Annotated in this window: 13 protein-coding genes; 6 read left to right on the plus strand and 7 right to left on the minus strand. The window is 75.6% G+C overall.

All coding sequences use genetic code 11. The features are described 5' to 3' along the window. Nucleotides 1–52 precede the first annotated feature (52 nt). The 3 genes from ACGF3J_RS30790 to ACGF3J_RS30800 all read right to left on the minus strand — a co-directional run bounded on the left by ACGF3J_RS30790 (nt 53) and on the right by ACGF3J_RS30800 (nt 2,044). The gene (locus tag ACGF3J_RS30790; RefSeq protein WP_393855237.1) at nt 53–451 is read right to left on the minus strand and encodes a hypothetical protein; all 399 of its coding nucleotides are present in this window, start codon (nt 449–451) and stop codon (nt 53–55) included. 32 nt (nt 452–483) lie between these two features. Continuing rightward, nucleotides 484–1,323, minus strand: coding sequence for a DUF4397 domain-containing protein (locus ACGF3J_RS30795; protein ID WP_393855238.1), 840 nt, complete (start codon nt 1,321–1,323; stop codon nt 484–486). Between the two features lie 76 nt (nt 1,324–1,399). Next, on the minus strand, nt 1,400–2,044 hold the full coding sequence (locus tag ACGF3J_RS30800) for a sigma-70 family RNA polymerase sigma factor (RefSeq protein WP_161331702.1): 645 nt from the start codon (nt 2,042–2,044) through the stop codon (nt 1,400–1,402). Between the two features lie 168 nt (nt 2,045–2,212). Between ACGF3J_RS30800 and ACGF3J_RS30805 the strand changes: the two genes are divergently transcribed. From ACGF3J_RS30805 to ACGF3J_RS30830, 6 genes are all read left to right on the plus strand, one after another. Beyond that, nucleotides 2,213–3,205, plus strand: a complete 993-nt coding sequence (locus tag ACGF3J_RS30805; protein ID WP_161331732.1) for a MerR family transcriptional regulator — start codon at nt 2,213–2,215, stop codon at nt 3,203–3,205. 117 nt (nt 3,206–3,322) lie between these two features. Further along, on the plus strand, nt 3,323–4,570 hold the full coding sequence (locus ACGF3J_RS30810; protein WP_161331700.1) for an NAD(P)/FAD-dependent oxidoreductase: 1,248 nt from the start codon (nt 3,323–3,325) through the stop codon (nt 4,568–4,570). A 112-nt stretch (nt 4,571–4,682) separates the two neighbouring features. Then, nucleotides 4,683–5,393 carry an SDR family NAD(P)-dependent oxidoreductase gene (locus ACGF3J_RS30815; protein WP_393855239.1) on the plus strand — a complete coding sequence of 237 codons (711 nt, stop codon included), beginning with the start codon at nt 4,683–4,685 and terminating at the stop codon, nt 5,391–5,393. Beyond that, entirely contained in the window at nt 5,390–6,643 is a 1,254-nt protein-coding gene (locus tag ACGF3J_RS30820; RefSeq protein ID WP_346346046.1) for a lycopene cyclase family protein, read from the plus strand. The genes ACGF3J_RS30815 and ACGF3J_RS30820 overlap by 4 nt, the downstream gene beginning before the upstream one ends. After that, nucleotides 6,640–7,374, plus strand: a complete 735-nt coding sequence (locus tag ACGF3J_RS30825) for a methyltransferase domain-containing protein (protein WP_161327999.1) — start codon at nt 6,640–6,642, stop codon at nt 7,372–7,374. Before ACGF3J_RS30820 ends, ACGF3J_RS30825 begins: the two co-directional genes overlap by 4 nt. A gap of 50 nt (nt 7,375–7,424) precedes the next feature. Beyond that, nucleotides 7,425–8,978 carry an FAD-dependent oxidoreductase gene (locus tag ACGF3J_RS30830; RefSeq protein WP_393855352.1) on the plus strand — a complete coding sequence of 518 codons (1,554 nt, stop codon included), beginning with the start codon at nt 7,425–7,427 and terminating at the stop codon, nt 8,976–8,978. On the opposite strand, the gene ACGF3J_RS30835 is transcribed toward ACGF3J_RS30830, so the two are convergent. The 4 genes from ACGF3J_RS30835 to ACGF3J_RS30850 are packed head-to-tail and all read right to left on the minus strand — an operon-like array spanning nt 8,927 to nt 13,632. Continuing rightward, nucleotides 8,927–9,934: a DUF5914 domain-containing protein gene (locus ACGF3J_RS30835; RefSeq protein WP_393855240.1), complete on the minus strand. Its 1,008-nt coding sequence runs from the start codon at nt 9,932–9,934 to the stop codon at nt 8,927–8,929. The genes ACGF3J_RS30830 and ACGF3J_RS30835 overlap by 52 nt on opposite strands. After that, nucleotides 9,931–10,926 (minus strand): phytoene/squalene synthase family protein, encoded by a 996-nt coding sequence (locus tag ACGF3J_RS30840; protein ID WP_384502480.1) that lies wholly within the window; start codon nt 10,924–10,926, stop codon nt 9,931–9,933. Before ACGF3J_RS30840 ends, ACGF3J_RS30835 begins: the two co-directional genes overlap by 4 nt. Further along, on the minus strand, nt 10,913–12,490 hold the full coding sequence (gene crtI, locus ACGF3J_RS30845) for a phytoene desaturase family protein (RefSeq protein WP_393855241.1): 1,578 nt from the start codon (nt 12,488–12,490) through the stop codon (nt 10,913–10,915). Before crtI ends, ACGF3J_RS30840 begins: the two co-directional genes overlap by 14 nt. Beyond that, nucleotides 12,487–13,632, minus strand: a complete 1,146-nt coding sequence (locus tag ACGF3J_RS30850) for a polyprenyl synthetase family protein (RefSeq protein WP_393855242.1) — start codon at nt 13,630–13,632, stop codon at nt 12,487–12,489. Before ACGF3J_RS30850 ends, crtI begins: the two co-directional genes overlap by 4 nt. Between the last annotated feature and the right edge of the window lie 4 nt (nt 13,633–13,636).

Below are 13,636 nucleotides of genomic sequence, written 5' to 3' on the forward strand. Positions count from 1 at the left end.
GCCGCCAGGTGCGGCAGCGGGCGAAAGAGGAGGGCGCATACCAGGAGGGCGCTCAGCGGCCGCGCCGCCGCCATCGGACGATCGCGACCCCCGCGAGGAGCCCGAGCGCGGCTCCCGCCGCGCGGCGCCCACGGGTGCGGGGTCGCGTGCGGTGGTGCGGCGGGGCCGACGGCGGCTGCGGGTGACGGCCCGTGTCCACGGGCGCCGGTGCGGCGGGCTCGTCCGACTCGGACAGGCCCTGTGTGATGCGCTGCCACACACGAGCCGGAGGGGCGCTCGGGAGGTCCGGCTCCTCGACTCCGCGGGCCGCCATGACGACGCGGGTCATGAGGTGCAGATCCTCCCGGCAGCGCCCGCACGCGGCGAGGTGCCGGAGGGCGTCGGTGTCGTCGTGCGCGACGTCGTTTCCGAGTGCCAGTTCCACCAGCCGCGCGGGGTCGACATGTGGCACCGCTGCCCTCCTGCCGGTGTGCCGGGGCCGGTTCACCCACGGTGCTCCGCGGCCCGGCGGATCACCAGGACGCCGGTCAGGGTGACCATGCCCGTCACGGCCGCCCAGGCCAGCCACTGCTTCGAGGAGTTCGGGGCGAGGCCGGCGGCGTTGGCGCCCGAGGAGCCGGCGCTCGGCGAGGCCTGTGTGGTGTCGAGCGTCTGGGTCGCCAGTGCCAGGTCCTTGTCGGCCGCGCTGCCCCAGGCGTAGGCGACGTTGCTCGTGCCGTTCCTGAGGTTCAGGTCGGCCGGGCCGATCGCCACGGTGTCGGTGCCGGCGAGCACCACGTCGGCGGAGACCGTGCCGGCGTCGACCACCGCGGTGTCCTGCTTCGGGTTCTCCAGCCCCTTGAACACGGGCTGACCGTCCGCGCGGACGTCCACGGCGGGTGCGGCGGCGACGTGGCGTACCGTCAGCCGCGACTGGCCGTCGCCGACGGCGGAGACGTCGTTGGTGAAGGCCGTCAGCTGGGGTGTGCCGTCGGCGGACAGGTGCGCGGCGATGGTGGCGTTTCCTCCGGCGGGTACCTTGACCTGCTTCTCGATGGCCGGGGTGCCGTCGGGGCCCTGGCCCGCCTCGAAGACCTGGATGTCGTAGGTGCCTGCCTTCAGGGACTGCGGGTCGGTCACCGTGCCGGGCTTGAAGTCGCTCAGCAGCTCGTCACCGTTGGCGTAGACGTCGACGGTGAGTCCGGGTACGCCGTGGAAGACGGACACCACGGCCGAGTCGTCACCGCCGCCCGCGGGTGCGGACAAGGCGGGTGCGGCGGCGGTGAGGGCCAGGGCGCAGGCTCCGGCCGACGCGCCGAGGATGAGCGGGATTCGGGAAGCCATGAGGATCATCCCTTCTTCGAGTGGCGCCCGTCGGGGCGGTCTCGTTGGTGGCTCGTCTCTGGTTCGGGCACGGGCGTCACGACGGATGCGCCGTGCGCAGCGGTTTCTCCTCGCGGTCCGCCGCCTGCTCGTCGGCGCGGCCCTGCTCGATCCCCTCGCGCAGCCGGTGCAGACCGCGGCGGGTGTGGCTCTTGACCGTGCCCAGCGGCGTGCCGGTGCGCTCCGCGATCTGGACCTGGGTGAGGTCCTCGTAGAAGGCCATGCACAGGACCTCACGCTGGTTGCGGGGCAGCCGCGACAACGCGTCGACCAGCAGCACCCGGTCCAGGACCTCGTCCACGCCCGCGTCGTGCCGGTGCCCGTCGGCGTCGTACGCCACCGATTCGACCAGGGCGAGGCGGCGCGTCCTGGCCGCCAGGGCGTCGACGATCTTGCGGCGCGTGATGCCGACCAGCCAGCCGCCGAGCGGCCCCCGCTCGGGGCGGTAGCCCGCCCGTCCGCGCCAGGCGCCGATGAACACCTGCTGCGTCACGTCCTCGGCCTCGTGGGGATCTCCGAGCGAGCGGCTGGCCAGGGTGTGGACGAGTGAGCCCCAGCGCCGGTAGACGGCCGCGAAGGCGATCTCGTCGGACGCGCACAGACCACGGGCCAGCTCCTCCTCGTCCGGCGGGCTCGCCGGCGGACCGGCGGGGACGTCGGAGTGTCGCGCTTTCGTGCTCATGATCTGTTCCTCCTGCCGTCTGCGCTGTCCGAGGCGGAGAGCCAGCCGCGCGGCGGGTTCCGGACGGTGCGGGATGCGTTGGCAGCAGCCCTTGGAAAACAGTCTTGTGAGAGCGAACGACGCAGCACAACATGCGTCGGTTGTGCGTCGTAAGATGGGAGTGTGCGTCTGGACAGGGATGATGAGAGCGACGCCGAGGCCGAGGCGGATGCCCGGCACGGTGGCGGCCTGACCACCGGCGAGGTGGCACGGCGTCTCGGGGTGGCGCCGACCACCGTCCGGTCGTGGGACCGCCGCTACGGGCTCGGCCCGGCCGCGCACACCGGCGGCCGGCACCGCCGCTGGACCGCCGCCGACGTCGCCCGGCTGGAACGGATGTGCGCGCTGACCGCGACCGGGCTGCCGCCCGCCGAAGCCGCCCGCCTGGCCCTCGGCGAAGCCGCCCCCGACACGCCCCCGCGCCGGACCGCGCCCCGGTCGCCGGCGCCGGAACGCAGCCGTGCCGGCACCGGCATGCGGCTCGGCGACGTACGTCAGGAGTGCAAGGGCATCGCCCGCTCGGCCCTGCGACTCGACGCCGCCGCCGTTGACAAACTGCTGGAGGACGCGATCGAGGAGCACGGTCTGGTCGCCGCCTGGACGGAGGTGATCGTGCCGACGCTCCAGGCCGTCGGACGCAAGTGGGAGACCGCGGGCGAGCGGTACGTCGAGGTCGAGCACTTCCTGTCCTGGCACGTCTCCGGCGCCCTGCGCCGCCACGCACCGCCCGTGGTCGCCGACCGGCCCGGCGCGACCACGGTGCTCGCCTGCGTGCCCGCGGAGAACCACACGCTGCCCCTGGAGGTCCTGGCCGCCGCGCTGGCCGAACGGGGCCTGCCGGTCCGCATGTTCGGCGGTGCCCTGCCCGTCGAGTCGCTCGTGGCCGCCGTCCGCAGGACCGGTCCGGCCGCGGTGGGGCTGTGGGCGCAGTCCCGCACCACGGCCAGCCGGCCGCTCGCCCAGCACGTCTCGGCGATCGAGTGGGGCGTGCGCGGCGCCCGCAGGAAGCCCGTGGTGCTGACGCTCGGCCCCGGCTGGGCCGGGCAGACCTCACCGGGGCTGCCGCACCCGCCGGGCCTGTCGGAGGCCGTCGCGGTGGTGGAGTCGGTCGTACACAGGTGACGTCGCTCGTCCTCTCGGGTACCCGACGGCGGTGCCGCCTGGCCTCACCGGGCGGAACGTGCTCGGGTGGATCAGGTCTCCCGGCGGGCGGAGGCCGTTGTCGAAGGAGGGGCGCGCATGACGGCTCACCAGCACGGGACCCCGGACACGGTCGTCGTCGGAGCAGGGCTCGCCGGTCTGGCCTGCGCACTGGACCTGTGCCGGGCCGGACGGCGGGTGGCGCTGCTGGAGGCGTCCGACGGGGTGGGCGGACGGATGCGTACGGACCGGCGGGACGGGTTCGTGCTGGACCGCGGGTTCCAGGTGTTCAACACCTCCTACCCCCAGGTCAAGCGGCGCCTCGACCTGCGCGCCCTGCGCCTCCGGCCCTTCACCCCGGGCATCGTCGCGTACACCCCGGCAGGTGCGGTCCGCCTCGCCGATCCGACCCGGCGTCCCAGGGCGGCGGGAACGCTGCTGCCCGGGAGGGTGCTGGACGCCCGTGACCTGGCCGCCCTCGCCGCGCTCACCGCCCGGGACACCCTGCTCCCCGCCGGCCTGCTCAAACGGGGCCCCGACCGGTCCACCGCAGACGCCCTGTCCCGCGCCGGAGTCTCCGACGCGGTGGTCACCGACATCCTGCGGCCCTTCCTGTCCGGGGTGTTCCTGGAGGACCGGCTGGAGACCTCCGCACGCTTCTTCCACCTGGTCTGGCGCAGCATGGTCAGGGGGACCCTCTGTCTGCCCGCCGATGGGATCGGCGCCGTCCCCGCACAGCTGGCCGACGGTCTGCCCGAAGGAGTGCTCCGGCTGGAGACGCCCGTCGACGCGGTCACCGCCGCCGGAGTACTCCTGACGGACGGCCGGGAACTGCCGGTCCCGTCCGTGGTGGTGGCGACGGACGCCGCCGACGCGGCACGTCTGCTGCCGGGCCATCAGGTCCCGGAGACCCGTACCGTCACCACCTACTACCACGCCGCGCCCCGCACACCCCTGGCCGAACCCACGCTAGTCGTGGACGGCACCGGCGCGGTACTGAACACCTGCGTCCTGACCGAGGTCGCGCCCGCCTACGCGCCCCCGGGCACCTCGCTGGTCTCCACCTCCGTGCTCGGCCCCGACCGCCCCGGAGCGGACGGGATCGTCCTGCGCCGCCTGGCCGAGCTGTACGGCACCGACACCGGCGACTGGACACCCGTCGCCACGTACACGGTCCGGGGAGCACTGCCCGCGATGACGCCGCCGTGGCCGACGAGCCGCACGACGCGTGTCTCCGACGGCCGCTACGTCTGCGGCGACCACCGCGCGACCGGCAGCGTGCAGGGCGCCCTCGCCTCGGGCACCCGGGCCGCCCGGGAACTGCTCGCCGACCGGGCCGGCGGCTGACCGCCGACCGGACGGCATCCACCGCATCCATCACGGGCCGGGACACGGAATACCCGGACGACACCGACGACGGGCGAGACCGCCGCCCTGACCCTGCGATCGGGAGTGGACAGTGAACCTCGACGGCGCGCGTGTGCTGGTGGCCGGTGCCACCGGCGTCCTCGGCGGTGCCCTCACCGCCGAACTCGGGGCCCGGGGAGCGCGGCCGGCACTGGCGGGACGCGACCCCGCGCGGCTCGCGTCGGCCGCACGGGCCCATCCGGGCGCCCCGACCGTCACGTTCGACGCCTACGACCCCGCGTCCTGCGCCCGCGCCGTCGACGGCGCGGCGAGGGAACTGGGCGGGCTGGACGCCGTCGTCACCGCCTTCGGGTCGGTGGCGTTCGGTCCGGCGGCGGAGGTCGGCGACGAGATCGCGGAGCACCTGACGGCCGTCAACGTCCTCGCGCCCACCGCCTTCTTCCGCGCCGCGTTCACCGTCCTGGGCCCCGGCTCGGCGATCGCCGCCTTCACCGGTGTCGTCGCGCGGCGTCCCCAGGCCGGCATGGCCGACTACAGCGCCTCCAAGGCGGCGCTGAGCGCCTGGCTCGACGCGGCCCGCCGCGAGGTACGGACCGGCGGCATCCGGGTCCTGGAGGTCCGGCCGGGACACCTCGACACGGGCTTCGCCGACCGTCCCGTCGCGGGCACGGCCCCGCCGATGCCGGCCGGAGGCGACCCGCACCGGGTCGTGGCGGCCGTCGCCGACGCGCTGGAGGCGGACGCCGAACTGGTCCGCACCGACCCGGACGGAACACCCGTCGTCGAACGGCGCACCAGGTGAACCGGCCCGCCCCCGCGCCCGACGTGACGTCGGACGTCGTCATCGTCGGCGGCGGTGCGGCCGGACTCAGCCTCGCGCTCCGGCTGGCGGCCTCCGCCTCCCCGACCGTCACCCTCGTGGACGCCCCGGACGGCCCACTGCGACCCCCCGAACGGACCTGGTGCTACTGGGATCAGGACACCGATGACCCTCATGCCCCCCACGGTGCCGACGACTTCGGTGCGGCGGTCGGCGCCTCCTGGTCCCGCCTGCGCGTCCACGGCGGCGACGGCCGCGCCGTCACCGTCGACCCGGCACCCCTGCGCTACCGCATGCTCCGGTCCACGGACTTCGAACGGCTGGTGCACGCGCGGCTGGCGCGAGCCCCCGGCGTACGCGTCCTGCGCGCCACGGCGGACACGGTGCGCAGCACCGCCGACGGCACGGCGGAGGTACGCTGCACCACCCCCGACGGCGCATCCCGGCTGCTCCGCGCACGCCATGTGTTCGACTCCCGCCCCCGGCCCGCCCTGCCCCCGGCCCGGACCCGGCTGGCACAGCACTTCCGGGGCTGGTTCGTGCGCACCGACGCACACCGGTTCGCCCCCGGCGTGGCCGACCTCATGGACTTCCGCGTCCCGCAACCGCGGCACGGCCTGGCCTTCGGCTACGTACTGCCCCTGGCACCGGACCGCGCGCTCGTCGAGTACACCGAGTTCTCCCGGACCCCGCTGACCACCGAGGCGTACGAGGCGGCGCTGGCCCACTACACCCACGACGTCCTGGAACTCGGGGCGTTCACCGTGGAGTCGGCGGAGCAGGGGGTCATCCCGATGACCGACGCGCGCTTCGCCCGCCGGGTGGGCCCCGCCGTGTTCCGGATCGGCACCGCGGGCGGCGCCACCCGGCCCGCGACCGGATACACCTTCGCCGCCGTGCAACGGCAGAGCCGCGCGATCGCCGCGGCCCTGCGCCAGGGCCGCGCGCTGGTGCCGCCTCCGCACGGGCGGCGGGCCCTCGCCATGGACGCGGTGCTGCTGCGGGCCCTGGACACCGGCCGGATCGACGGCCCCGACTTCTTCACCGGCCTCTTCCGGCGGATCCCGCCGCACCGGCTGCTGCGCTTCCTCGACGGCGACACCACCCCGTGGGAGGAATGGGGCATCGGCCTGCGCACCCCCGTGGGGCCGATGCTGCGCACCGCCCTCGAACTCCCCTTCCTGCCCCGGCGCCCGCACCGCCCCCCACGAACCGGAGACGACCACCGATGACACTGCTGCGCGACCACGACCTGGCACGCGCCTTCGACCACGCCTCGCACACCTACGACCGGCTCACGGCCCTCAACCCCGGATACCGCACCGACCTCCTGCGCTCCGCGCGGCGGCTCCGGCTGCCCCGCGCCGGCGCCGGCCTGCACGTCCTGGACCTCGGCTGCGGCACCGGCACCTCCACCCGGGCCCTGCTGCGGGCCGCGCCCCGCGCCCGGATCACCGCCGTCGACGCCTCGGCGGGGATGCTGCGGCGCGCCCTCGCCAAACCCTGGCCGGCCCGGGTCCGTTTCCGGCACCTGACCGCGGAGGAAGTCGTCACGACCGGCGAGGGACCGTACGACGCGGTCTTCGCCGCCTACCTGTTCCGCAACGTCACCGACCCGGACGGCGTCCTCGCCGCGGTCCGCACCCTGTTGCGGCCGGGCGGCCGGCTCGCCGTGCACGAGTACAGCCTCAGCGGCTCGGCCGCCCACCACGCCCTGTGGAACGCCGTCTGCCGGGGCCTCATCATTCCCGCGGGAACCCTGAGCGGCGACCGCGCCCTGTACCGGCACCTGTGGCACAGCGTCGTCCACTTCGACACCGCCCCCGCCTTCACGGCGCGCCTCACCGACGCCGGGTTCACCGGCGTACGCGCGGCCCCCGTCGCCGGGTGGCAGACCGGCATCGTGCACACCTTCCTGGCCCGCAACGGCAACGCCGCCGCGCCGGTGGAGGTGGCCCGTTGAGCGCCGGGCGGACGGCGGCCCGGCGCGGACGAGACCGCAAGGCCGAGATCATGATGCCCGGGCCGGGCCGGGACCGCCTCGACCCCGGGGACGCCCCGGCGGTCGCCGTGGTCGGCGGGGGCATCGCCGGACTGGCTGCGGCCACCCTGCTGGCCGAACGCGGCGCCCACGTGACCCTGTACGAACGCGAGGACGCACTCGGCGGACGGCTGGCGGGCCGGCCCACCCGCCTCGCCGACGGATCCGGGGCCACCATGAGCCGCGGCTTCCACGCCTTCTTCCGCCAGTACTACAACCTGCGCGGCCTGCTGCGGCGGACCGACCCCGGACTCGACCGGCTGCGCCCCCTGCCCGACTACCCGCTGCGGCACAGCGGCGGGCTGACCGACAGCTTCGCCCGGGTCCCGCGCACCCCGCCGCTCAGCGCGCTCGGCTTCGTCGCCCTGAGCCCGACCTTCGGCTGGCGCGACCTCGCCGCCATGGACGCCGGGGCCGCCCTGCCGCTCCTCGACGTCCGGGTGCCCGAGGTCTACGACCGCTTCGACTCCACGAGCGCCACGGAGTTCCTCGAACGCGTCCGCTTCCCCGAGGCCGCACACCATCTCGCCTTCGAGGTGTTCTCCCGCAGCTTCTTCGCGGACCCGCGCGAACTGTCCGCCGCGGAACTGCTGCTGATGTTCCACATCTACTTCCTCGGCTCGGCCGAGGGCCTGCTCTTCGACGTGCCGGACGAGCCGTTCCCCCAGGCCCTGTGGGACCCGCTCGGCGACTACCTCCAGCGCCTCGGGACCGACCTCCGCACCGGCACCCCCGTGCGCGGCGTCCACCCGGACGACGACGGGGGAGTGGAGGTGCGCACCGACGACGCCCTGGACCGGTACGACGCCGCCGTGCTCGCCCTCGACCCCGGAGCCCTGCGCGGACTGACCGCCGCGTCACCCGGGCTCGGCACCCCGGCCTGGCGCGAGGACATCGCCTCGCTCGGCACCGCGCCGCCCTTCCTGGTCTCCCGGCTCTGGCTGGACCGGCCGGTCCACGCCGACCGCGCCGGGTTCCTCGGCACCAGCGGCTACGACGGACTGGACAACATCAGCGTGCTGGAGCGCTACGAGGGCGAGGCCGCCCGCTGGGCCGCCCGGACCGGCGGGTCGGTGGTGGAACTGCACGCCTACGCGGTCCCCGCCCACGCCCGCCCCGAGACCGTGCAGAACCGCCTCCTCGACAGCCTCCGCCGGGTCTACCCCGAGACACGCCGGGCCCGGATCGTCGACGCCCGGCACGAATGGCGCGCGGACTGCCCTCTCTTCCCGGTCGGCTCCCACGCCCGGCGGCCCACCGTCGTGACCCCCCACCCGAACGTGACGCTGGCCGGCGACGCCATCCGCTGCGACCTGCCCGTCGCCCTGATGGAACGGGCGGCCACCACGGGCTTCCTGGCGGCCGGAGCCCTCCTCGCCGGCTGGGGAGTCCGGGGCCAGGTGCTGTGGACGGTGCCCCGGGCCGGCCGGTCACCCGTACTGCGGGCCCTCGGCCGGGCCGGGAACCGCCGCGCTCAGCCCGGGAACCGGCCCGTGCTGCGCAGCGCCCACCGCCGCTCCGCGTAGGCGAGGTCGTCGCGCCACAGCCGCCCGGCCGTCCGGCGCATCAAGGGCCGCAGCACCGGCGCGGCGGCCCGCGCCAGTGCGAAGCCCCGCCGGCCGGAGGCCGCGACGACCGCTTCGACGACGGCGGTCCGCGGACGCGCGGCCCCCTCGGCGGTCAGCGGCGTGGCATGGGTCTCCACGACGGACGTGGACCCCTCACCCTCCGTGATCCGCATGACGACCGTACGCGGCTCCGGCGCGGTGAACTCCGCCCGGACCGGCACGACCAGACGGCCCGTCACCCGGAACGACACGTCTACCACGAAGGCGTCGTCCTCGTCGCCCAGCGGCGGCCGGGCCACCGTCAGATCCACGAACGAGTACGGGTGGAACCACGAGCCGTGCCACGGATCGAGCCGGTTGGCGACCACGTCCTGCGGCTCGCACCGCCCGACGGCCGTGAAGACGGCGTCCACACCGCCGCCCGGCGCGGGACGCTCCGGGACCACGGGACGCTCCGACGGCTCCTCACCGCCGACCGCGTCCAGCCGGACCCACACCAGGACACCGTCGTCGTGGACCGGGAACGGCTCCCACCCCGCGAACGGCCCGCCGTCCAGGGCCAGTCCGTGCCAGTGGCACACCAGGGTCCCGCACACCACCCGGCTCTCCCGCAGGGGCGCGCCCAGATGCGGACACGCCCCCGGGCCCGCGCGCAGCTCACCGGTCTCCGACCGCCACAGCACCACCTCGGTGCCGCCCACGGTTCTGCCACAGGGGTGGCCACCGGTGCGCACGTCCCGGGAGGCACCGACGACGAACCAGTTGCCCGAGGGGCGCGCGCAGGCTCGTTTGAGGGCGTCGTCGATCAGTGCCGGGCGCGCCTGACGCCACGTCGGGGTCTGGGTCGCCCAGTCCGACCGGCCGCGCCGCCGCAGCGGCGGGGTCCAGCCCGCCCGGTCCGCTCGGTCACTCACTGCACGGGTCCTTTCGTCCGGGGCGCCGCGTCGCCCGTCCGCGGCGCCGGGTGCGTGCCGCGGGCACGCCGGCGGGCGCGTACGACGCCCACCACTCCGGCGGCGGCCGTGGCCGCGCGACGCCCGCGCGAGACCACGGCACGGCGGTGCACCACGGTGTAGTCCTGCTCCGCGATCGCGTCGAGAATCCCGCCGTAGAGCGTGAACGCGGTGCGGATGCAGGGACGCACCCGTGGATCGAGCATGGCGATGCCCGGCTCCGCCGCCCGGTACACCTCCCGCGTCATGGCCTCGGCGGCGACGAGCGCCGCGCGGATCCGAGGGTCCCGGCGTCCCGTACGCCGGCTCCACTCCAGCAGCGGCCGGTCCACACCGTGCGCGGCGAGCAGGTCGGCCGGCAGGTACACGCGGCCCCGGTCCAGGTCCTCGCCGACGTCCCGCAGGAAGTTGGTGAGCTGGAAGGCGACCCCGAGGTCGGCCGCGTGCGGGGCGGCCTCCTCGCGGGGGACGACCGTGCCCAGCACCGGCAGCATCTGGAGGCCGATCACCGCGGCCGAGCCGTGCATGTAGGCCCGCAGGTCGGCGTAGGTCGGGTAGTCCGTGACGTGCAGATCGCCGCGCATCGACACGAGGAAGTCGGCGAACAGCGAGTGCTCGATGCCGTGCCGTGCGGCGGTGTCGGCGACCGCCCGGACCACGGGCTCGGTCCCCTCACCGGTCCGCAGCCCGTGCGCGAGGTCGCTCTCCAGAACCCGCAGCAGCCGGTCGCGTTCCGCCGGTGTGCGGTGCCGGTCCAGGTCGTCGACGATGTCGTCGGCCCAGCGGGCGAAGCCGTACAGCGCGTGCACGCGGGCGCGGCGCTCCAGCGGGAGCAGCCGGGTGGCCAGGAAGTAGGTCTTGCCGTGACGGGCGTTGAGCCGTCTGCACAGCGTGTAGTCGGCGCGCAGGCCGGGATCGGTGATGTGCGCGGCATCCAGTTCACGACGGGCCATGGGAGCCTTCCGCGGTCGGGGTGACATCGGCACGCTCGGCTCGTGGCGCCGGACGGGGGTGCACGGTACGGGCGGCGGCACGGACCCCGCCGGTGATCCGTGCGGCGGCGAGCTTGCCGCTGATCAGCACGGTCGGCACGCCGACGCCCGGGGTGGTGCCGCAGCCCGCCAGTACGACGTTGTCCACGCCGCGCACCAGGTTGCGGGGGCGGAACGGGCCGGTCTGGGCGAAGGTGTGCGAGACCGAGAAGGGGCTGCCCGCCGCGTGCCCCTGCGCCGCCCAGTCCAGCGGGGTGACCAGCAGCTCTTCCTGGACGCCGGCCGCGAACCCGTCCAGTCCCCGCCGCTCCAGCTCGGCGACCAGGTGGTCCCGGTAGCGGGGCCCCAGGTCCCGCCACGCGGCGGCCGAGGGGCCCACGTCGGTGTTCGGGCACGGTGCGAGGACGTAGTGGAGGTGCCGGCCCGGCGGTGCGAGGCCGGGGTCGTGCGTCGTCGGCCGGGTGATCAGCAGGGACGGGTCGCTCATCAGCCGCCCCGTGCGGGTCAGTTCGTCGAAGGTGGCTTCCCAGGCGCCGCCGAAGGACAGCGTGTGGTGGGCGAGACCGGGCCACGTCCGGTCCGTTCCGGCGTGCAGGACGACCGCCGAGGGCGAGTGCCGCAGCTGCACCGGACGCCTCGGCGTGCGCCCCAGAAGCCGGTGCGCGGCGGGCAGTTCGGAGGTCAGCACCACGGCGTCGCACGGGATCCGCTCCCCGGAGGCCAGCCGCACGGCCCGTACCCGGCCCGCCGACCGCTCCAGCGACGTCACCTCGGACGACCAGCGGAACCCGGCCCCCGCCGCGCCCGCCGCGTCCGCCATCCCGCGGGGCAGCGCGTGCATGCCGCCCTTGGGGAACCAGACGCCGGCCACGGTGTCCATGTAGGCGATCACCGCGTACGCCGCGAGGGCCCGGGCCGGGGCGACACCCGCGTACAGCGCCTGGAAGGAGAAGACACGGCGCAGCCGCGGGTCGGCGATGAAGCGGCCGATCCGCCGGTCCAGCCGCCCGAAGCCGCCCAGCGCCGCCAGCCGGGCCAGGTCGGGGTGGAGCAGTTGGAAGGGCGAGTCGAAGTTCGTGTCGATGAAGCGCCGCATCTGTGCCCGGTACAGCCGCTCCAGCCAGTTCCGCAGCCCGCGGTAGCCCACCGCCTCGGCCGGACCCGCGAACCGCCTCACCTCCGCCTCCATCGCGTCGCCATCGGTGTGGACGTCGAGGGCGGTCCCGTCGGCGAAACTCGCCCGGTACGCCGGATGCAGGGCCGTCAGCTCGACGTGGCGGTCGAGGCGGTCGCCCACGGCGGCGAACGCCTCGTCGGCCAGGTGCGGCATGGTCAGCACCGTGGGCCCGGTGTCGATCTCGTAGCCGCCCAGGCTCACCCGGCCCGCCCGCCCGCCCGGCCCGTCGTCCCGCTCGACGACCGTCACCCGGCGGCCCGCGCCCAGCAGGTGCAGCGCGCAGGCCAGCCCGGAGAGGCCTGCGCCCACCACGACCACGTGATCCGTCGGGCCCGTCACCGTCCTCACGCGGCCTCCCCGGTGGTGCGCCCCGCGACGACACCGGACGCCCGCTCCACCAGGGCGGTGAACTCCAGGCTCACGGCGGGCTCGGCGCCGGTCCGGGCGAAGTGCCGCAGACTCTTCGCGGCCAGCTCCGCGATGGTCGCCTCGACGACGGCCCGCGCCCCGGTGCGTTCCAGCGCGTCGCGCATCCGGCCCACCTCGTCGTCCGCGCCGGCCCCCGCCCCCGGGGCGAGCGCGTCGGCGGCGTCCGCGTCGCCGCCGGACTCGGCCGCCCTGAGGCCGACCGCGAGCAGACACGTCAGCTTGCGCGTGCGCAGGTCGTCGTCGGCCGGTTTACCCGTCACCGCCGGGTCGCCGAAGGCGCCGAGCAGGTCGTCGCGGAGCTGGAAGGCGAGCCCGGCACACCGTCCGGCGGCCCGCAGCGCGTCCAGGGCGGGCCCGTCGGCACCGCCCAGCACCGCGCCCAGCGCCAGCGGTCGTTCGACCGTGTACAGGGCGCTCTTGAGGGTGGCGACGCTCAGCGCCTCGTCGACGCCCGACGCCCCGGTGGCCTGCGCGTGCAGGTCACGGTACTGGCCGGCGACCATCTCGCCGCGCATGTCCTGCCACTCCTGGTGCAGCCGTGCACCGTACGGCGACCGGAGCGCCGTCTCGGTCAGCAGGTCGTCCGCCCACGCCAGCGCCAGATCGCCGACGAGTACGGCGGCGGACGCGCCGAAGGCGTCGGCGGAGCCGCTCATCCCCGCGGCGAGGTGCGCGCGGGCGAGGTCGACGTGGACGGCGGGCGCGCCGCGGCGCAGCGGTGATCCGTCCATCACGTCGTCGTGGACGAGTGCGCACGCCTGGACGAGTTCCAGGGCCGCGCCCGTGCGCAGGACAGCCGTGACGTCCCCGGCTCCGCCGGCGGCCCGCCATCCGCACCAGGCGAACGCCGTGCGCAGCCGCTTGCCGCCGCGCCGTACGAAGGCGGCGACACGCTCGGCGACGTCGCGGGCGTACACGGGATCGACCTCGCGGGCCTGCCGCAGCCTGGCGTCGAGGACGGCGTCGAGTTCCGCCTCGGCCGCCCGGACGGCGTCGCGGGCCGTGAGCGGGCCGTCGGCCGGTCTGACCGGCTCGGTCACCGTGGACGGCGGTCCCAGCATGCAC

It is taken from the genome of Streptomyces sp. NPDC048171 (genome assembly GCF_043202655.1).
In the GTDB taxonomy this organism is placed as follows: Bacteria; Actinomycetota; Actinomycetes; order Streptomycetales; family Streptomycetaceae; genus Streptomyces.